The 21557-nt window shown below is 31.5% G+C and carries 18 protein-coding genes; 16 read left to right on the plus strand and 2 right to left on the minus strand.

Translation table 4 applies throughout. The features are described from left to right. The first annotated feature begins 4 nt into the window (after positions 1–4). The 12 genes from atpA (at position 5) to SCLAR_RS00395 (ending at position 15000) form a co-directional block, all read left to right on the plus strand. Complete coding sequence (gene atpA / locus SCLAR_RS00340) at positions 5–1579, plus strand: F0F1 ATP synthase subunit alpha (RefSeq protein WP_100253965.1); 1575 nt, start codon at positions 5–7, stop codon at positions 1577–1579. Beyond that, the gene (atpG, locus tag SCLAR_RS00345) at positions 1580–2428 is read left to right on the plus strand and encodes an ATP synthase F1 subunit gamma (RefSeq protein ID WP_100253966.1); all 849 of its coding nucleotides are present in this window, start codon (positions 1580–1582) and stop codon (positions 2426–2428) included. A gap of 17 nt (positions 2429–2445) precedes the next feature. Continuing rightward, positions 2446–3837, plus strand: a complete 1392-nt coding sequence (gene atpD / locus SCLAR_RS00350; RefSeq protein ID WP_100253967.1) for a F0F1 ATP synthase subunit beta — start codon at positions 2446–2448, stop codon at positions 3835–3837. Continuing rightward, positions 3837–4127 (plus strand): ATP synthase F1 subunit epsilon, encoded by a 291-nt coding sequence (gene atpC, locus SCLAR_RS00355; RefSeq protein ID WP_100253968.1) that lies wholly within the window; start codon positions 3837–3839, stop codon positions 4125–4127. The genes atpD and atpC overlap by 1 nt, the downstream gene beginning before the upstream one ends. 120 nt (positions 4128–4247) lie before the next feature. Further along, on the plus strand, positions 4248–5006 hold the full coding sequence (locus SCLAR_RS00360; protein ID WP_169921824.1) for a DeoR/GlpR family DNA-binding transcription regulator: 759 nt from the start codon (positions 4248–4250) through the stop codon (positions 5004–5006). Between the two features lie 12 nt (positions 5007–5018). Continuing rightward, a complete protein-coding gene (locus SCLAR_RS00365) occupies positions 5019–6125 on the plus strand; it encodes an SIS domain-containing protein (RefSeq protein WP_100253970.1) in 1107 nt (368 codons plus the stop codon). After that, the gene (locus SCLAR_RS00370; RefSeq protein WP_100253971.1) at positions 6118–6366 is read left to right on the plus strand and encodes a hypothetical protein; all 249 of its coding nucleotides are present in this window, start codon (positions 6118–6120) and stop codon (positions 6364–6366) included. Before SCLAR_RS00365 ends, SCLAR_RS00370 begins: the two co-directional genes overlap by 8 nt. Positions 6367–6449: 83 nt before the next feature. Next, a complete protein-coding gene (locus tag SCLAR_RS00375; protein WP_100253972.1) occupies positions 6450–8372 on the plus strand; it encodes a PTS transporter subunit EIIC in 1923 nt (640 codons plus the stop codon). Between the two features lie 184 nt (positions 8373–8556). Further along, positions 8557–9495: a 1-phosphofructokinase family hexose kinase gene (locus SCLAR_RS00380; protein ID WP_100253973.1), complete on the plus strand. Its 939-nt coding sequence runs from the start codon at positions 8557–8559 to the stop codon at positions 9493–9495. A 371-nt stretch (positions 9496–9866) separates the two neighbouring features. Next, a complete protein-coding gene (locus SCLAR_RS07265; RefSeq protein WP_100253974.1) occupies positions 9867–11282 on the plus strand; it encodes a lipoprotein in 1416 nt (471 codons plus the stop codon). A gap of 312 nt (positions 11283–11594) precedes the next feature. Then, the gene (locus SCLAR_RS00390) at positions 11595–12590 is read left to right on the plus strand and encodes an alpha/beta hydrolase (RefSeq protein ID WP_244900140.1); all 996 of its coding nucleotides are present in this window, start codon (positions 11595–11597) and stop codon (positions 12588–12590) included. 232 nt (positions 12591–12822) lie between these two features. Beyond that, a complete protein-coding gene (locus SCLAR_RS00395) occupies positions 12823–15000 on the plus strand; it encodes a PTS transporter subunit EIIB (protein ID WP_100253976.1) in 2178 nt (725 codons plus the stop codon). Positions 15001–15048: 48 nt separating this feature from the next. On the opposite strand, the gene SCLAR_RS00400 is transcribed toward SCLAR_RS00395, so the two are convergent. Continuing rightward, the gene (locus SCLAR_RS00400; protein ID WP_100253977.1) at positions 15049–16002 is read right to left on the minus strand and encodes a 5'-3' exonuclease; all 954 of its coding nucleotides are present in this window, start codon (positions 16000–16002) and stop codon (positions 15049–15051) included. A gap of 15 nt (positions 16003–16017) precedes the next feature. Next, positions 16018–16608, minus strand: coding sequence for an IMPACT family protein (locus SCLAR_RS00405; RefSeq protein WP_100253978.1), 591 nt, complete (start codon positions 16606–16608; stop codon positions 16018–16020). Between the two features lie 215 nt (positions 16609–16823). Here SCLAR_RS00405 and SCLAR_RS07030 point away from each other — a divergent pair, with 215 nt between their 5' ends. From SCLAR_RS07030 to SCLAR_RS00420, 4 genes are all read left to right on the plus strand, one after another. Next, positions 16824–16988, plus strand: coding sequence for a hypothetical protein (locus SCLAR_RS07030; RefSeq protein ID WP_157795112.1), 165 nt, complete (start codon positions 16824–16826; stop codon positions 16986–16988). A gap of 89 nt (positions 16989–17077) precedes the next feature. Further along, positions 17078–19075 carry an endo-beta-N-acetylglucosaminidase gene (locus tag SCLAR_RS00410; protein WP_100253979.1) on the plus strand — a complete coding sequence of 666 codons (1998 nt, stop codon included), beginning with the start codon at positions 17078–17080 and terminating at the stop codon, positions 19073–19075. A gap of 15 nt (positions 19076–19090) precedes the next feature. Beyond that, on the plus strand, positions 19091–20608 hold the full coding sequence (locus SCLAR_RS00415; protein ID WP_100253980.1) for a hypothetical protein: 1518 nt from the start codon (positions 19091–19093) through the stop codon (positions 20606–20608). 110 nt (positions 20609–20718) lie between these two features. Then, positions 20719–21309 carry a histidine phosphatase family protein gene (locus tag SCLAR_RS00420; protein ID WP_186788163.1) on the plus strand — a complete coding sequence of 197 codons (591 nt, stop codon included), beginning with the start codon at positions 20719–20721 and terminating at the stop codon, positions 21307–21309. Positions 21310–21557 lie beyond the last annotated feature (248 nt).

Raw genomic sequence — 21557 nt, forward strand, 5'->3', positions numbered from 1 at the left:
TTATATGCCATTAAAGATAGATGAAATAACTGAGGTTATTAAAAAACAAATCTTGGACTATGGAAAAGAAGTAGTGGTTCAAGAAGTAGGTACAGTTGCCAGCATTGGTGATGGTGTTGCCCTACTATTCGGACTTGATAAGGTTATGATGGGTGAACTATTAATTTTTAATGATAATGTTTTTGGAATGGCTTTAAACTTAGAAGAAGGTGCAGTTGGAGCCGTTATTATTGGCGATGATTCACAAATTAAACAAGGGGGTAAAGTTCGTCGAACAGGTAAAGTTGTCAAAACTCCAGTTGGAGATGAATTATTGGGTCGAGTTGTCAATGGAATTGGTAATCCCATTGATGGAAATGGACCTTTTGTTAACAATGAATTTGCTCCAGTGGAGAGAATTGCTTCAGGAGTTATGTCAAGAAAATCAATCGATCAACCTTTAGAAACAGGGATTTTTGCCATTGACTCAATTATCCCAATTGGTAAAGGTCAAAGAGAATTAATTATTGGTGATCGTCAAACAGGTAAAACTGCTATTGCTATTGACACAATCATTAACCAAAAAGGTAAAAATGTAAAGTGTGTTTATGTTGCTATTGGTCAAAAAGAATCAACTGTAGCTCAAGTAGTTCAAAAATTAAAACAAGCAGGATCTATGGATTATACAGTTGTGGTTTCTGCATCTGCAAGTGAATCAGCCCCAATGCAGTATATTTCACCATATACTGGAGTGACAATTGCGGAAGAATGAATGAATAAAGGCGATGACGTTTTAATAGTTTATGATGATTTATCAAAACACGCCATTGCTTATCGTACATTATCATTACTACTGCGTCGACCACCAGGAAGAGAAGCATATCCAGGAGATGTTTTTTACTTACATTCAAGATTACTTGAAAGAGCTGCCAATGTTAATGAAAAGCTTGGTGGTGGAAGCATTACTGCTCTCCCAATTATTGAAACCCAAGCTGGGGACATTTCTGCTTATATTCCTACCAATGTAATTTCAATTACAGATGGGCAAATCTTTTTATCAGAGCAATTGTTTAACTCAGGAATTCGTCCAGCAGTAGATACAGGGTTATCAGTTTCTAGAGTTGGGTCATCTGCTCAAATTAAAGCTGTAAAACAAATGGGGGGAACTTTAAAGTTAGAGTTAGCACAATACTATGAGTTACAAGCTTTTGCAAAATTTGGAAGTGATCTTGATGATGCCACTCGAACAACATTAGAACATGGAGCAAAAATCGTTGAGCTATTAAAACAGCGTCAGTTTACTCCACTTAGTGAAATCATGCAATCAATTTTCTTACTTGCAATCAAGGAAAGATACATAAAATGGTTACCAATTGAAGAAATGGCTAATTTTAAATCTGAAGTTATTAAACACTTTGAAAAAGATGAAGATGGTAAAGCAGTTTTAAAATTATTAAATGTTGAAAAAGCTTATGATGAAAGTTTAACTGAACAGGTTCAAACTGAAGTAGTTAAAGTTTTGAAAAGAGTAGTTAAAACAGTTAAAGATTGAAAATCAGTAAATTTTGGAACTGAAGCTGAATGAAGGAAGCTGAAATAAATGATTAATTTAAGTGCTTTAAAAGGAAGAATCGCTTTAGTTAAAGATATTCAAAAAATTACTGGTGCAATGGAATTGGTAGCAACTGCAAAATTAAAAAGACTTTCAAAAAGAATTGGAGACATCCACCAGTATTTGGCTGGAGTTTATGATGTTTTTAATTTTATAATTTCAAATACTGAGGATTCAATTTATTTAAAAAAAATAGATGTTCCAATTAAAAAAACTTTGTGAGTAGTTATCACCTCAAATTTAGGTTTATGTGGCGGGTACAATTCAAATATTTTTAAATTAGTTACTGAAAATTTAAGTCTCAATGATGAAGTTGTGGCAATTGGTTCTAAAGCAATTAACTTCTGTAATTCTAAAAAAATTAAAATTAAAAAAGAATTAACTGATCTAGATGTTAATTTCTCTGCAGATGAAGCTTCTTACATTGCTTCAGATATCTTGACTTGATTTACTCAAAAAGAAACAGATGCAGTTAAAATAATTTATACCAAGTTCATTAACAATGCGACTTTTGAGCCATCAATAATTGATGTCTTTCCAATAGTTAAAAAAGAAGAACATGCTTCTCATCGAGAAGATATTATCTTAGAACCTGATGCAGACATTGTTATGGAAACAAGTGTTTCATTGTATTTAAACACAATTATTTTTGGAACCATTTTAGAATCAATGGTTTCAGAACAAGCAAGTCGACGAGTTGCTATGGAAGCTGCTACTAAGAATGGTAAGGACTTATCAAAATCTCTGAGCATATTGTATAACCGCAGACGTCAAGAAAACATTACACAAGAAATCAGTGAAATTGTTGCTGGAGCAGATGCTCAAGGCGATAATTAGTTGAGGGAGGAAATTATATGAATACAAGTATTGGAAAAATAATTCAAGTGCTAGGTCCAGTTGTTGATGTCAGATTCAAAGAATCAGAAATTCCTGAATTGTACAACACTATTGAACTTGATAATGGTGGTACTAAATTAGTTTTAGAAGTAGTTCAACATATTGGTGATGACATTGTTCGTACCATTGCTATGGGTCCAACTGAGGGTTTAATCCGAGGAATGGAAGGTAAAAATACTGGTTCACCAATTAGTGTCCCAGTTGGTGAAGAAGTTCTAGGAAGAATGTTTAATGTTTTGGGAGACCCAATTGATGAAAAACCTCCTGTGGAAACTCGCCGCATGCCAATTCACCGAACTACCCCAACCTATAATCAATTAGCAACCTCAACTGAAGTTTTAGAAACAGGAATTAAAGTTATTGACTTGATGATGCCTTTCTCAAAAGGTGGAAAGATTGGGTTGTTTGGTGGGGCTGGAGTTGGGAAAACTGTTTTAGTTCAAGAACTAATTAACAATGTTGCAAAAAAACATGGTGGAATTTCAGTTTTTGCTGGAGTTGGTGAAAGAACCCGAGAAGGAAACGATCTTTACTATGAAATGACTGAAGCAGGGGTTATTGATAAAACTAGTTTAGTTTTTGGTCAAATGAATGAACCTCCAGGAGCCAGAATGAGAGTGGCTCTAACAGGTCTGACAATTGCAGAATACTTTAGAGATGAAAAGAACCAAGATGTACTTTTATTTATTGATAATATTTTTAGATTTACTCAAGCAGGTTCAGAAGTTTCAGCACTATTAGGAAGAATGCCTTCAGCTGCAGGTTATCAACCAACCTTGGCAACTGAAATGGGTGCTTTACAAGAAAGAATTACTTCAACCAAAAAAGGTTCAATTACTTCTGTTCAAGCAATCTATGTTCCAGCAGATGACCTAACAGACCCAGCTCCAGCAACTACTTTTGCTCACCTTGATGCTAGAGTAGTACTTGATCGCACCATTGCCTCACTGGGTATTTACCCAGCAGTTGACCCACTGGGTTCAAGTTCAAGAATTCTTGATCCAAGTGTTGTGGGGGAAGAACATTATGGAGTGGCTTTAAGGGTTCAAGAAACACTACAAAAATACAAAGATTTGCAATCAATTATTGCTATTTTAGGAATGGATGAATTGTCTGATGAAGATAAGTTGGTTGTGAACCGAGCAAGAAAAATCAGAAACTTTATGTCTCAACCATTTACGGTTGGTGAAAAATTTACAGGTCGTAGTGGTAAGTATGTTGGTGTTAAAGATAGTGTAGCTTCATTTAAAGCAATTTTAAATGGAGAACTTGATGAAGTTCCTGAAACATACTTTATGTATGTTGGTTCAGTTGATGAAGTTTGAGAAAAATATCTAGATAAAAAATAATGAGTGGATTAAGATTAAAAATCATTACCCCCAATGGGATTTATTTAGATAAAGAAGTAGAATATGTAAACACTCAAACTGTTGCTGGAGATATGACCATTTATTCAAGACATGCTTCTATTGTTTCGACCTTAAAAATTGGAGTTGTTAAATATGCAACTGACAAAGGAATTCAATATGTGCATGTGCATCGTGGTTTACTAAGAGTAAATCAAAATCAAGTTTTAATTCTTTCTCAATGACTTTACTTAGTTGATGAAAAAGGTAAAAAAACTGGTGAAAAATTTTAAGAACTCAGTGAGCAACCAGTTACATTGGTTGCTTTAATTTTGCAAAATATTGCAAAATATTACATTTAATATAATAATTATAAAAAAATGGAGTAAAATATATTTATGGGAGATGAAACAATGCATAAAATTGAACGCAAAAAATTGTATTTAAAAGAACTTGAAAAACATAGTTTCATTACTATGACTGATTTTTTAGATACTTTTGAAAAAGAGGGAATTAAATCAGCAACAATCCGCAGAGACTTAAAGGAATTAGAAGTTACCGGAGCCATCACATTAACTTTTGGTGGTATTAATGTTAACATTGGTAATGAAAATCAAGTTAAAGATAATGTTGTAAATAAAAACTTAGATAAAAAACACAAGATAGCTTTAAAAGCAAATGAGTTTTTAGAAGATGGAGATATGATTTATTGTGGAGCAGGAACAACAATTGAAGAGTTTGTAACCAATATCTCTAAGACAATCAGATTACTGGTTACTAATTCTTTATCAGTCTTACAAAAAGCAGTAGCAAATCCCGATATCAAAGATGTAGTTTTAATGGGAGGTCTTTTCCGAGAAAAGTCACAAGTCTTTATTCCTGGAAATGCCAATAAGTATTTTCAAGAATTTAGAATTCACAAAGCATTTTATAGTGCCATAGCTTTTGATAAAATTGGAAATGCCTTTGATGATTTTTTACCAGAAAATAATGTAATTAAAATGGCTATTGAAAATTCAGAACAAAACTATTTACTGGTAGATTCAACAAAATTAAACAACTATGCTATCAACCCCATTGTTAATATGATTAATGTTACCAATGTAATTAGTGATCAAGAAATTAACAAGGACTTATTAACAAAATTCAATAACATAGTTATTGCCAAATAAAGGAGAAAAACAATGAGTAATAACACGCTTAAAGAAATCAAACAACAACCACAAGTTTGAGAAAAAGTCTTGCATGAATTGCAAGCAAACCAAAAAGAATGACTTGAATTTTTAAAGCCACTTAAAAATCATAAAGTAATTTTTACAGGAGCCGGGACCAGTGAATTTATTGGTAATGCTTTGGTTGGTTATTGTCGCCAACATCAACTTGATGCTGAAGCAATTGCTTCAACTGACATTGTTAGTGCTCCCACAAAGTATTTATTAAATAAGCCAACAATCTTGGTGTCATTTGCTAGAAGTGGAAACTCGCCTGAATCAGTTGGAGCAGTTGATTTAGCTAATCAATTTGTTGATGACATTGTGCACATTATTATTACTTGTAATAAAGATGGACAATTATATCAAAATGGTTTAAAACAAGTAAAAACAAAAATGTTTTTATTACCTGCAGAGGCAAATGACTTGGGTTTTGCAATGACATCAAGTTATTCAGGAATGATGTTAGCAGCTTGAGGTATTGTTAAACTTGCTCAAGCAGACTTTGACATTAAAAAAATAGATGCAGAGTTGAAAAACTTTTCAGGACTAACAAATTATCTTGAAACAGAAGCAAACAAATTGTCAGACTTAGACTTTGAAAGAATTGTTTACTTGGGAAGTGGTTGTAATCAAGCCTTTGCCCAAGAAAGTCGCTTGAAATTACTTGAGTTAACTCAAGGGCAATTTCCTGCCTTTTTTGACAATACCCTAGCTTTTAGACATGGTCCAAAATCAATTTTAAATGAAAAAACTATTGTTTTTATGTTAGTATCAGCAAGTAGTTATGAAAGAAAGTATGATCTTGATTTAATTAAGGAATTAAGCCAACAAAAACAAATTAAAAAACTGATTATGCTAGATGCTTTAGATGAAAACAATTTAGCAAAACAAGGAGAATTAGTTACCTTGAATGGACAATTACATGAAGAAATCTTTATTGGATTAGCATACATTTATTTATTACAAATTTTTGCAGTAAATAAATCAATCCAACAAGGGCTCAACCCTGACAATCCCTGTCCAACTGGTGAAGTAAACAGGGTAGTTCAAGGAGTTGTGATATATCCATATGAGTAATTTAGAAATTTATTTATTAGTTGGAGGAATTTTAGGTACTCTGGGTTTGATTGGTGGGTGCATCTACTTAGTGATAGCTCACCAAAAACACAAACAAAGAGGAATTAGCATTACCCCAAGTCATGAACAAAGGTTCATTTATGTCTTTTTTAGAAGGTGACTAGTAGTTTTTATTGTCTTTGCCTTGGCATTGATAAGTTTATTCTGTTGAGTGCAATTCTTTGTAGAAATATGTAAATAATAGCAACATTTTGCAAAAAAATGTAAAAGTACGTTGCTATTTTTTTCTTTTAGTACTATAATTTCTAGGAAAGGAGAATTCATATGGATAAAATTCTAGAAAAAAAGGCTGCAGTAAAACAGCCTAAAAAAGAAAAAATAAGCACTCCAGGTTCAAATGGATGAAAGAGATTTTGAAGTAATACTTTAGCAAAACTTCAAGGTCTTGGTAAATCATTAATGTACCCGATTGCATTGCTTCCCTTTGCAGCCTTACTTAATCGTTTTGGAAGTTTAGGGATTGAACTGAATTCTACTGAAGAAGCACTACATAATGTAGGTTGATGATTTGGATTCATTATTCAAAAGCCAGGTGGAACTATATTTGATCAATTACCATTGATTTTTGCAATTGGTACTGCCTTTGGTCTTGCTAAAGACCAACGTGGTGAAGCTGGACTTGTTGGAGCAGCATTTTACTTAATTTTAACTGCATTTTTAGTAGAAAATGGATTACCATCATTATTCTATAAAACTGTACTTCAATTTGATGTACATGATAAAGTGACAGGAGAAGTAAGTGGTGGTTTATCACAATTATTCTATGTTCCAAACTATGGAATAATTGATGGCAAGCTCACCAAAATTGGAGGTACATACATCTTAAATATTGGTGTTCTTGGAGGTATTGTAGCAGGTTGTTTATCAGCTTGATCATACAATAAATTTAGAGAAACCAAATTACCTCAAGCCTTATCATTCTTTGGCGGAAGAAGATTTGTACCTATGATTGTAATGGTATTGTCAATTCCTGTTGCCTTCATATTTGCAATCATTTGACCTTGATTCCAATATGGTCTAGTTTCATTTGGTAATAAGATTTCTTCAGGAGATGCCTGGGCAATTCCAGGGGCATTCTTGTATGCATTTATTAACAGACTTGTACAACCAACAGGTTTACACCACATTATTAACACCTTCTTGTGATTCCAATTACCAATTAGTGGACACATTGTTGATTTTAGTGGAAAAGTAATAATGTTTAGTGACGTTGCTCCAGCTGGAGTACCAAATGAAACAGCATTAGCTGCTTTAAGTTCATTATTCAATGTAACAATCAATGAATCAAACTTTAAAGATTACATTGTTGTTAGAGCAGGTGCATTACCAACTGGGGCAATTTCAGTTGGTGATGGAACCTACACAATTTTTGGGGACATCAATGCCTTCCAAAAATCTATGATTTCAGGTAACTTCCAAACTGGTTACTTCCCAATGTTCTGAGGAGGATTACCAGGTGCAGCACTAGCTATGATTTTCAGTGCTAAAAAAGAAAAACGTAAAGAAGTTGCGACATTCTTGGGAGGAGTTGCTGTTGTAGCCGCTCTAACAGGAATCGATGAACCATTGATCTTTGCCTTCATCTTTGTAGGACCAATCTTATGAGTGATGAATGCCTTCTTCACATCAGTCTTTGCAGCCATTGCAGTGGCAATGCAAATGCGTGTTGGATTTGGATTTAGTGGAGGATTCATTGACTACATTATTTCATTTGCCTCATCATGAGGAATGAGTAGTTACACAGGAATGGCTAGAGGTGGAGTCTATGGAGTACTTTCAAACCCATTATGAATGTTTGCTCTGGCTGGACTAGCATTCCCAACTTACTTCTTCTCATTTAAATTTGTTATTAAAAAAATGGACATTAAAACTCCAGGTAGAGAAGATGATGGAGAAGAAGTTGCAGTTTCAAAAGTTGCTCCCAAAAAAGGTGATGGAAACAAATACCAAACTATGGCAGAAGGACTTGTCAAAATCATTGGTATGGAAAACATTGTCAAAGTGGACAACTGTGCAACTCGACTAAGATTAACTGTAAAAGATAATCAAACCAATATTGATGATAAAGACATCAAAGCTTTAGGAGCTTATGGCGTCAAGCGTTTAGGAGAACAAGGTCTCCAAATCATTATTGGAACTGATGTTGAGCATGTTGCTAACGCAGTGCATAACCTCACAGGTAAATAGATATTTTTTAAAAGAACACTAATATTCATTCCCAACAATTTACAATTTTGTTGTATGATTTAGATAGTGTTCTTTTTTTGTTGGCAAAATTAAGAACTATATTTTTTAAACTTTTTTAAACTTTTTTAAATAATTTTAAAAAAGGTATATAATTTAAGTAGAGTTAAAAAAGGGGGTAACTAAGATGCCAAAAATATATGCTATTTCACTTAATCCAGCTATTGATTATGTGCTAAAGTTTAAAGAGCTTAAATTAGACAAAACAAATCGCCCATATCAAACTGATATGTATGCTGCTGGAAAGGGAATTCACATTTCATTGCTTTTAAATGAATTAGAGTTTGAAAATGAATCAATAGTTTTTTTAAATGGGCATTTTGCTGATTTTTTTATACAAGATTTAAAAGCAAATCATGTCAAATATCAAAAATTTTCAACTAATGGAGAAATTAGAATCAACTTAAAATTAATAGATCAATTCCAAACAGAATGTAGTGTTCCCGGTCCTGAAATTAGTGCTAGTGAATTTGAAAAATTACTTGCTTATCTTAAAGAAGTTATTCAGCCAGGAGATTATGTGGTGGCTTCTGGAAGCTTACCAAGTAATTGCCCAACTGATGTATATCAAAAAATTGGTATTGCCGTTAAACAAAATGAAGGTCATTTTGTGGTTGATGCTTATGGAGAAAGTTTATTGCAAGCATTACAAACAAAACCATTTTTAATTAAGCCAAACCTGGATGAGTTAGAACAAACATTTAAAGTTAAAATTACCACAGAAAAACAGTTATTTGAATATGCTCAAAAACTAATAGATCTTGGTGCTCAAAATGTTTTATTATCAAGAGGTGAAAAGGGTGGAGTTTTAATCAACCAGCATTCAATAGTAACTTGTGGAATTTACCAATGGGGTAAAAAACTTGAAAATGCTGCAGGAGCTGGTGATAGCATGTTGGCTGGTTTTATTGTCAAATATATTAATACCAGTGATTTTAATGAGGCTTTAAAATTTTCAGTGGTTTGTGGTAGTGCTACTGCTTATTCAAGCAGAATTGCTTCAAGGGAGTTAATTGATGAATTAAATCAAAAAAATCATTTAATGGAAACTAAAAAATTAGTTTAAGCTAAAGCACTCACAAGTGCTTTTTAATTTAAAAAAAGTTTAAGATTTTTTGAAAAAAAGGCAAATGTCTTGTTATTATATCTATGTATCAATTATCAATTAAATTAAGTTGGATAAAGAGTAATAATAATGTAGATTAACTGGACTTAGGATGGCAAAACAGTTAATTCCCTGATGTGACCTAAAACATCAAAAAAACAAATTAATAAAATGATATATGTTTTTTGCATAGTTATTTTCGTTTGAAGATTTAATTAATGTATCAATTTACTATTATTGTGTAACTTATTTACTTAGGTAAACTTATTCAAAAAAACTAGATGTTATTTTGAAATGAGTTGTAAACACAATAAAGTTGAAAGGAAACTAATATGAAAAAATTACTTAGTTTAATAAGTGCCATAGGATTAGTGGCAGGAACTACAGGGCAAATCGTGTCTTGTGGTGATGGTGAAAAAGAAAAACCAGCTGAAGAACCAAAACCAGAACCCGCTAAAAAAGAAAAGCTAAACATTAGTGGACTAGTGATTAGTGCAAATGATAATTACGGAAAAATCACAAAAAGCATTAAAGCAATGGCTGAGAAAAATTATAAAGGAAAAGCTATTAACATCAAATTTACTGTTAAAGACAGTTCACAAAATGTCGTAATTGTCAATGAAGATTTTGTAGCTAAACCTGGACAAACCTTCACATTTGTTATTGAAGGAAAACTTGATGGAGTGGCATTAGAACCAGCTACTTATACTGTTAAAGATGCAATTACAAAAATTGAAGACATATTCAAAACTGGTTTTGAAGTTACAGTAAACTCTAGAGTTTCAGAGGTTAGAGGTAAAATTGAAACTGCAATTAAGGAAAAAGTTAAAGACGCAGCTATTAAAACAGATTACGATATTGAAATTAAAGATGATAATGGTGGATTAATAACTAAAAACACTACTGTTAAAGTCTATGCAGTTAAAGATAGTGCACTTTTAAGTGGTCAAGTATCTTTGAAAATTACTGATAAAAGAGTTGAACTATCAAGTCTTAAATTCGGTGAGGTAGCTGAAGGACTTAGTTATGAAAAAATCTTAGGGGTATTTAAAATTGCAAAATTAAGTGGTGAAATTGGTAAAGACTTTATTGTTGAAATTACAAGAAAAGATACTGATGTGAAATTTGATGGCTTCTATGAAAGTGTAGCCTTAGATCAAATTAAAATCACTGCAAAGGAAAGTGCAGAGTTTAAAGGAGAAACTACATTGGTAGTTGCAGAAAGTAAACCTGAACCAGCAAATCCAGATAAACCAACTAGTCCTGAAACTGAACAACCTCAACCAGACAAACCATCAGGTCCTGAAACTGAACAACCAACAAACCCTGGAACAGATCAAAATCAACCTGAAAAACCTACTAGTCCTGAAACTGAACAACCTCAACCTGAAAAACCATCAGGTCCTGAAACTGAACAACCAACAAACCCTGGAACAGATCAAAATCAACCTGAAAAACCTACTAGTCCTGAAACTGAACAACCTCAACCTGAAAAACCATCAGGTCCTGAAACTGAACAACCAGCAAACCCTGGAACAGATCAAAATCAACCTGAAAAACCTACTAGTCCTGAAACTGAGCAACCTCAACCTGAAAAACCATCAGGTCCTGAAACTGAACAACCAACAAACCCTGGAACTGATCAAAATCAACCTGAACAACCAGCTTCACAACAAGGACAACCAACTCAAGTTGATCAAGCATCAAATCAAACATTAGGAGATAGCAATACTGCTCAAGCAAATTAATTGAGAAAACACTTAATTTTTTAATTAAAAAAATAGTAACAACCCACTCATAATCTATTGTTTTTCAACAATGGGTTGCTACTGACTAAGAATTTTAAAAATTGAGTACTATTGTATTAACACAAAAACCCGTTAGTGAACATCTAAAGTAAAATTGTCTCAAGATAATTAGATCTTGTTATCACAATTGTATTAAGAGATGTTCTTTTTATTTAAACTATAAATACAAGTAAATGCCAAGATAATTTGTCATAATCTGGTGGTTTGATTTTTTAAAATTTTGGATTAAAATAATGTAAAGGAATGATGGAAATGGACTACAAAAAAAGTTTGAAAAAAATAAAAAGATATCATTACAACTGATTTAACATAACAATTATGATAATTCTTTTTCCCATTGTTTTAATCTTGTCAATTATTTGCTCCATAGCATTTGTGCCATATTTATTTAAATACACAAGAAGTGGAAAGTATAATGGTGTTGAATTTAATACCTATGAACATTTACTCTATGACTTGAAAGTAAAAAAAATTGAGAATTTTAATATTAATGAAAATCAAATTAAAGAGTTTAATATTGGACCTACAAATGAACTAATTAGTGCTTTAATGGTGAGAAATAAAGATTCAAAAAAATGGGTAATTGGATTGCATGGTTTTAAAAGAAACAAATATATGGGTTTAAGAAATGTCTTTCACCTTTATGATAAAGGCTATAACATTGTTTGTTTTGATGGGTTTGCCCATGGCTTGACTTATGGCAAATACTCAGACTTTGGTTTGACAAACTCCAAAGTATTAAATGATGTTATTATGTGATTAAAAAACACCTATGAGGTGGAAGAGATTGGGGTTTTTGGTACAAGCATGGGGGCAACAACCTCATTATATTTTGCTAAAAAATATTATGAAAAAAATAAAGTTGACTGGTTAATTGCAGATTGTCCCTTTACTCAGGCAGTACCTCAAATTAGATTTTTCTTACAAAAATACTTAATAATTCCATGATGATTAATGTCACTGGGGATTAACCGAAACTTTAGAAGATATGCAAAATTAAATATTAAAGATGTTGATCTATTAAAAGAGGATAATGACATTAGTGATTTAAAGGTTTTGTTTATTCATGGTAAAAAAGATGACTTTATTATGTATAACAATTCTCTGGTTTTATATCATTTAAAAAGCCTTACTGAAAAAACAAAACAAAGTGAAATAATCTTATATGACAATGCAAAGCATTCTAGCTCAATGCATAAAAATTTAGATGATTACATCTATAAAACCCTGGATTTTATCAGTAAATAAAACATTTAGCTAAACCATACCAAGTAGTATGGTTTTTTATTTAACAGTAAATATTTAGAGATCTCACTTGATTAGGTCATTTTAAAGTATTTTAAATTCTTTTAAACTTTTTTAAACTTTTGGTTTACAATAAAACTAAGGAGATATTTTCATAATTAAGTATATATAAATAAAAATTATTGCAAATTCTCCAAAATAGATAAATGAGTTTTCTCATAAAGGAGGTATCTAAATGAGTAAGGATTCTAAGCAAATTGTTACCCTTGTTGAAATTTCTCAACAAGTTGGTGGTGAAAACAATGTTAAAGATGTTTATCATTGTGCAACCCGAATGCGTATCACATTAAATGATAGCACACTTGCAAATCTTGAAAATTTAAAAGCAATCCCCATCATTAAAGGTGCATTATTTGCCAATGGAGAATTGCAACTAATTATTGGGGCAGAAGTTTCTAGATTAACTTCAGATTTTAAAAACTATTTAAATAAAACAACAACTAAACCAAATAATGGAGGTTTTGTAGTTAATGCTCAAACAGATACTAGCAAATTTTCAATTTGAAAAAAATTGTTAAAATCTGTATCAGCAATATTTGGTCCCTTGATTCCATTTTTGATTGGGGTGGGGCTAATTTTAGCACTACAACAGCTATTATATCGAGCAGGAGCTGTGGTTATTCCTGATTATGGCAATATGACTTTAGGAGTTGATTATAACCTCTTTGATTATATTTTAGATGTCATTGCAGGAACTGGGTTTAAAATGATGGGAGTTATTGCCATGTGATCTACTGTTAGATATTGTGGTGGTAAAACTCCAACTGCACTTGCCTTAGGATTGATTATGATTTCACCAGTCCTAATTGGAGGTGGAGTCTTAATGTTTTCAATTGGAAACTGAGATATTAAAGTTGGTCCTTATTACTCAACAATGTTGGTTTTTATTGTTATGGGAGTTTTAGTGGCCTATGGCCAAAAAACCTTAGAAAAATACTTGCATCCAGTTGCCAACTTTATTTTAAATCCCTTAGCAACCTTATTGGTTGGGGGTTTGCTAGCATTCTTTGTCATGGGACCAATTATGGGAATTGTTGAAAATGCAATGTTAGTTGCTTTTAACTGATTTATGACTCTACCAATTGGGATTGGAACTATGATTGTAGGATTAACTTGACAACCACTTGTGGTTTTAGGTGTTCACAATATCTTGTTCTTTGCAGCTGTTACTGCCATGAGTTCAGGACCATCTCTTTTCTTAGCAGCAGCATTTGCAGCTGCTTGAGCACAAATGGGAGCAACTATCGGAGTTGCTTTAAAATCACAAAAAAATATTGATAGATCTGCAGCAATTGCTGCAGCAGTACCTGGAATTATTTCAGGACCAACTGAATCTTGTATTTATGCAGTTAACTTACCTAAAGGATTACCATTTATTACTGGAACAATTGCTGGTGCAATTGGAGGTTGATTAATTGGAATCTTTGGAGTTGATTTAGATAATCTAGCTGGTCTTGGAGGAATTGTTGGTTTCCTAGCATATACTGATGACTTAGTTGCTGCAATTTTAATAGACCTAGGTTCATTTGCTTTAGGAATTGGTTTAACTTATTTACTATGAGTTGAACATAAATCTGAAAAATTACTTGCTTTAAAAACACTAAAATATTTAAACAGTGTTAAATATTTTGCAAGCAAAAATGATTTTCAAGCAATTGCAGCAAAAAAATCAATCAAAAAAATTCTTGGTAATAGAAAAAATCTAGACCTTGCAAATGAATTAAAAACATTACAAAGTCTAGCTAATGGCTTACAATCTGTAGATAGTGAAGCTTGCGAGCTGATTAAAAATTTTACAAAAAATTACGACGCACTAAAAACTGATAAAGACTTTAGACAAAAATTGAATAATAAGTTAGTAAAAATTGAATCTCCACGTCAAGCAAATGTTAATAATACTTATGAAGCTATTAAAAAAGATATTGTTAACTTAAAACAGCTTGCACCTGCAGCTAAGGCTTATGGTAAACTTACTGCAAGAAATGAAAATTTAGATTTTACTTTAAATCGTCTTTTACAAATTAAGGCAACCAAACAAGCTAAACTAGATGCCAAATTGCAAAAACAATTGGCAAGTCTTGGTGGTGTTGATGAAAAAACCAAAATGATGATGACAAATCTTGAAAGTTGAAAACAAACTAGAATTAATGATTTAAATCAAAAAATTTTAGATACACAAAAATCAATGGATGAGAAAGAAAAACTTTTACAAACAGAGATTTCAAATCATTATGGTATCTTGGTAAAACAACTTGAAGAATTTGAAAAAATAACAAATGAAAACTTAACAGAATTTAAAAACAGATTCTTCAATGATTTACATGATAAGGAAATTAAAGCAGAACGTATTTAAGCAAAGTTAATTGCTTAACAAAAACCCCTTGCCGAGCAAGGGGTTTTATTATTTTTCTTTCACTTGTTTTTTTCTTTCATTGATATTTTTTTCACATTCAACTTTTTGTTTTTCAGCACGTTCTTCAATAACTTTTGTGAAAGCTCACATTTTCTCTCTTTTTAAAAATCCCATAAAACGAACATAGTTCACATTAAGCGGTTTAAAGTTAACTCTACCAATGTCTACTGTTTTTAAAATACGGGCAATCTTTTTGTTCAGAAGGACTTGATCTTGTGCTTTCAATAACTTTTGCTTGTGCTCTTCAGGAAATTCATGAATATTTTTATACATATTTTCTACACATCCGTATTTTGTCACTAACTTTACTGCCGTACTAAAATGCATTCCTCGAATACCTTTGATGTTATCAGAATGGTCTCCAATTAAACTCTTCATATCTGGTATTTGACAAGGACGACAACCATATTTTTCTAAAACTTCTTTTTCAGTTACTATTTCTTTTTTTGCCTTTTTTGATTGTTGTGAAATAACATTTACATTTTTTGAAACTAATTGATAGGTGTCTTTATCATTTGAAATAATATCAACATCATAACCTAATTTAACAGCAATCCTACTGATTGTACCCATAATGTCATCACCCTCATATTTAGATTTTTCATATCAAGGAATGTTTGCTGCAGTTAAAAAGTCTCTAACTAATTGCATTTGGGGTACTAAATCACAAGGGGTGTCCTTTCTTGTGGCTTTATATGCTGGATATAATTCTTTTCTTCAGCACTCTTGGCCAACATCAAAAGTTACAATAACTGTATAGTATTCACCACTATCAATCATTTCTTGGATTTTGGCTACAAAAACATAGACAGCATTAATTAAAATACCATTACGGTTTGTGGCTATTTTTTTTCTTTTTAAAGAACCATAATAACCCTTATGCAACAGGTGGTAACCGTCGACAAGAACTATTTTTTTCCTTTCTTCTTGTTGTGTAGACATACTAGTTTTTCCTTTCTAAAAATATGCTTGAGATTGATAGATAATTTCACAATAACTTTTTATTGCTGCTAAAAAACTTAAATCAGTAATTTTAAAATCAAAAATTACTCAATCATCTTCAAATAATTTATTTAGATCTATAATTTCAAGATTGTTTAAAGTATTAGTAATAAATTTAATTTGTGAAATTTTGAATTTTATTTTGACATGGAATAACAATTGTAGTTCTCGAACCAATACATCTTTTAATAATTGAATGGCACCATTACTGTAAGCTCTTTGTAAGCCTCCAGTTCCAAGTTTAATGCCCCCATAATATCTAACACAAAAAATAACTACATTTGTGAGTTCATTAACTTGTATTAACTTTAAAAGTGGTTCCCCAGCAGTTCCAGTAGGTTCCCCATCATTGTTATAACCATAATTGTTATTTTCTAAACCAATTTTGTATGCTCAACAATTATGTCGAGCACTTGTGCTTTTATGTTTTTTAATAAAGTTTTCTAATTCAGTCTTGGTATTAACTATACCAATGTAAGTAATGAACCTTGACTTTAAGATGACTTCTTCAAACATATAAACCTTGTTTTCTTGAAGAACTTTCATATAAAATCCCTTTCATTACAATAATATTCTACCTTTTTTCCTGTCAAAATGAAAGAGACATAATGAGTTTTTATTATTTTTAATAAAAAAATGCTCAAAAATAAGTAAAACAATTTAGATGAGAAGTTATCTAAAAATTGAGTAAAATACGGAATTTGGTTCTGAATTTAAGTCATTTTTGGTAATAAAATGAAAGCGGAAAAGAGGAAAAAAATATGAAAAAACTTACCAATTGATTAAAAATTTTTGCTGGTTTAAGTTTGGTCACAACTCCCATATCACTAGTTGTATCATGTGGAAGCACTAACAAACCTAAACTAGATGAACATGTAAAGACATTTGCAAAAATGCCAACCCAGAAAACTCAGGAGAAAACCTAACCTTCTCAGAGAACTTTTCAACAGGGTATAAAACCACAGCAGACATTTCAAGACAAAAAAATGATGGAGTGCCTTTTGCCAAGTACTGGATGCCAAAAGGACAAAAAGAAAGTGAGTTTGGCTATTCTGATAAAAGTGATTTAATAAATAGTTTTATGAACTATAATCCACAAACAGATAAAGATGCTAAATTTAATGTTGCTAGTGTCCCTCTAGCAACTAGACAACAAGCTGCAGGGTCAAACCAAAATCAAGATAAAACAGGTACTACTCGCCATCATGCCATGGGAGTAGTTAACAAAAACACTTCAGGAACTCCAGCTCAAGGAAATCATAACTTTGATGGTTATAATTTTACTAATTGATCTTATGTTGATGAATACACAGGTTGAGCTGGAGCCATTAATGAAGGAATTATTGTTTTACCAAGTGCTGACATCATTGATGCTGCTCACACCAATGGAACAGAAATGTTGGGGATAATTTACTTTGATGGATTTTTTGGTTTAACAGCAGATGCTTTAAAAGGGTTCTTTGATAAAGATGAAGCTGGAAACTACAAAATTGTTGACAAACACATAGAAGTTGCTGACTACTTTGGCTTTGATGGATGATTTTGAAACAATCAAGCTAATGCTAACCCAGGAACTGTTGATGAAGCAGAAGTAACTGCTGTTATGGCACAGTACTCTGCTAAAGTAAAACAACAAAATAAAAAGCAAAGAATAGTTATGTATCACAATGCTTTGGGTTATGGAGACCAATTAGCAACAGATTACTTAACTAATGGAGCTGATAACTATATTAGTGACTTTGGTTTTAGTAATGGCCAAAAACTAGAAAATGCTAACGATAAAGAATATGCTTTTAAAAATCACACTATGATTAATATTAACTCATATTGAGGTTCTTTAAAACAAGGAAACTATGACTTTAACTATGAAGTTAAAGGTAAAAATGGTTACAGCACTTCTTATGCTTCATTTGCCATGGCAGACACTTATAAAGATTTTGCCCAAGGTAGTGGAGTTGGCATCAAGCAATCAATCAATAAACAAAAAAACTTTAGAGACAATGATAAAGCCTTATTTGTTGGACCTCATGGAGATCCATCACAAGTAACTGATAAAGAAACAGGAATAGCTCCAATAATTGGGGAAAGAACCCCAATTATTGGAGAACAATTTAGTACTAATTTTTCAACAGGAAATGGAATTGACTTTTATAGTGGCGGTCAAAAAGTCAGTGATGAACAATTTATTTGAAACCACCGAGGAGTCACAGACATCATGCCCACTTACCAATGGATTGTTGAAAATACTAATGGCAATAACTTTGGAGCTGATTTTAGTTATGAAAAAGCTTATGCCAAAGGAAACAGTGTTTCATTTGCTGCAAAAGAATGAGATGAAAACAATGCCAAATATATTGGTGGAAACTTAAAAACCAATGGTAAAACTAAAGCTAAATTGTTTGGTTCAAATATGAAAATTTCAAACCAAAAAATTTCAATGAAAGTTTCTGCAATGAGAGAAGCTATTGATTTAATTACTAAATCTGACCCAAGTATCAATTTTGCCTTTGAATTAAAATTTGCTAATGGAGGAGAAAAAACAATAACTCCAACCAGCGTTGAATTTGTTAAAGGTTCACAAAATTGATATGACTTAGAAACTGATTTAAGCGAATTTAGTGGTGACACTTTAACTGAAATTGGAATTTCATTTACAGGAACAAAAGATTTAGATAAAGTCTTTGTAGATCTAGGTGAATTGGCAGTAACAAAACCAAGTCTAGAAAGTAAATTGGACTTTGTTGATGACATCAAATATGAATATTTAATTAAAGACCATGACTTTAACACTGCTAATATCAGAATGTATTGAGATGCAGCACCAGGAACTGTTGAAAGATATGAAGTTTATCAAATTGTTAATGGAGAATACAAAATTTTAGGAACTACAAGAACTAATGCTTACTTTGTTGAAAACATTGACTTAAGTCTTGGTGATAAAATTGCTGTTAAAGCAATTAACAAATATGATGAAAATGATTTTAAAATCACAATTAGAGGTATAAATCATTAAGTTAGGAGGAAAAATATGAAAAAACTATTAACTTATTTAGGGAGCTTTTGTATATCGACAATGGCTGCTGGTCAAATTGTAGCATGTAATCCCAAAGCTGATCAAAATTCAGAACAAGATTTAGAAAAGGATTTTACAAATGGGGGTGCTTTAACTTATTTATTACAGCACCATGACATTATTAGTCAAGACATAATTGTTCAAAATACTGACAAAAGTGAATTAGAAAAAATTAGTTCACAAATTGTTGAAAAATTTAATAAACTAGAAGATTTAAAATTTTCATTTGAAGGAGAAATAGTAGTCATCACCCCAAAAACTTTTGAAGTTATTGAGGGTTCATTTATAAAATTTGTTTGTACCTATGGAGATGTTGGTGAAACAATTATTTTTAATTGAAACAAAAATAATGCTATCAATGTTATTGTGGTTGATGACTTAAAGAATGCAATTTTTTCAGAGAACTTTGAAAACATTAATGAAACAATTGATTTCAAAACAAAATTAAATTTAAAAGCTGATTACCCAGGTAAAGTTGAAGTTAAGTTAAACCAAAATATTGATCAAACCAAAGATGTTATTGCAGTTGTCAGTGAATTGCAAGTGCAATTAGACAACATCTTAACTTCAAGTCAAAAGTTTAACTTAAATACTAAGTTGTATGATGCAAGAGTTATTTTCAAGCAAATGTTTGATTCATTTTGAAGTGCAAACATTTTTGCAGATAGAGTCTATGAAAGTGACAAGAAATTTTTTGGAGGCTTTTTTGTACCAACATACCATGATGTTATAGCACGTCATACAGGTGAAAAATTAACTGGTCAATACATGTATAAAGTGACTTTACCTGCACCAACTGGTTACAGCAATTATGGAATTTATGATGCTAGTACTGACTCAAATAAAGATTTAACTATAGAAGAATTTGAATATTATAAATTAAGTCAACCCACAGGAAACTTCTCTCTGACTGAAATAAAAAACTATGTTAATACTTTTAATAGTTCTGATAAAGGTTATGGTTTTATTGTTAGTGGAACAAATGCTGCAAAATTATTTGATGGCGGTATTGTGGCTCAAATGAAAGCAGCAGATGCAGCCCCAAACATAGAAGAAGCAAAAAAAATAGGCAACTTGGGAGACATAAGTGATACTGAAAGGGGTTCACTATCTGGAGCTCACAATATGGCCAAATCAGTTGCTAAATATATTTATGATGGTCAAAAAACAGTAGCAATTAATGGTGAAAACCAAGAAGTGAACTTTGCCCCAAGACACTTTAAACAAAAATACTCAGACAATACTGTTTTTAACTACTATGTTGATGAAGTGCAACCCTTGGTTGATGATGTTAACACCATTGATTATTGAGGCTATGCAAAACAAGGATTAAAATTTCGAGTAGCAAATGTTGATGATCCAGAGGTTTTTAGTTACATAACTATGTCAATTGATGAGTTCTTTAAAATCAATGAACAAAAAAAAGATGTCAAAATGGATACATTAAAGGAAATTTTAGACAAAAACAAATAGTTGATTTAATACACTCCCAATAACCTGGGAGTGTATTTTTTAATTTTTAACATTAATTTTTCCAATATTCTTTTATAATTTAATTGTGGAAGACAAATAGAGGCAAAGAAATGAAAAAGACACTTTATATTATGAGACATGGTCAAACTATGTTTAATCAATTAAAAAGAATGCAAGGTTGATGTGATTCACCATTAACAAAATATGGAATTGCTCAAGCAAAAATTGCTGGGGAGTGATTTAAAAATAAAAAAATAGACTTTAAACATGGTTATTGTTCAACTTCAGAAAGAACTTCAGATACTTTAGAAAATGTAGTTCCCAAAATTCCTTACCATAGACTAAAAGGAATCAAAGAACAAAGTTTTGGTAAATTTGAAGCTCAACCTGAATTTTTAAACCCACCTTCACCATATGGGGATTTTTTCAAGTATGCTGGTGGTGAAACTGATACAGAACTTAAAAATAGGGTTGTGAAAACTATTAGTGATATTGCAGCTAATGATGCTGAAAAACAAATTTTGATTGTAACCCATGGGATTGTCATAGCACAATTTATTAGAAGTCAAATCAAAGAAGGACAAACATTTCCTAGATTTACCAACTGTTCTATCATTGTTTTTGAGTATGAAAATGAAAAATTTAATTTTAAAGAAATTATCAATCATGATTATTCAAAAATTGATCATTTAGCAGAATAATATTATCTCTTCTTGACAAAAAGGTTCAGGTTAAAGTAGCTGGATTTTGTCAAAAAAAGGTTTTTTTGTATTACTGAGAGTCTTTAAAATAATTACTTACTTGCAAATGAAATAAGATATAATAATTGCAATAATTTAGACCTTGCAACACTTAAAACTAGCAATATTTAAAATATTTGGGTGCTTTTGATATTTAAGTATAATTTGTGTCTAAAAAATTATATAATTATCTTGTTGTTTAATAATAA

The sequence above is a fragment of the Spiroplasma clarkii genome (genome assembly GCF_002795265.1).
Classification (GTDB): domain Bacteria; phylum Bacillota_I; class Bacilli_A; order Mycoplasmatales; family Mycoplasmataceae; genus Spiroplasma_A; species Spiroplasma_A clarkii.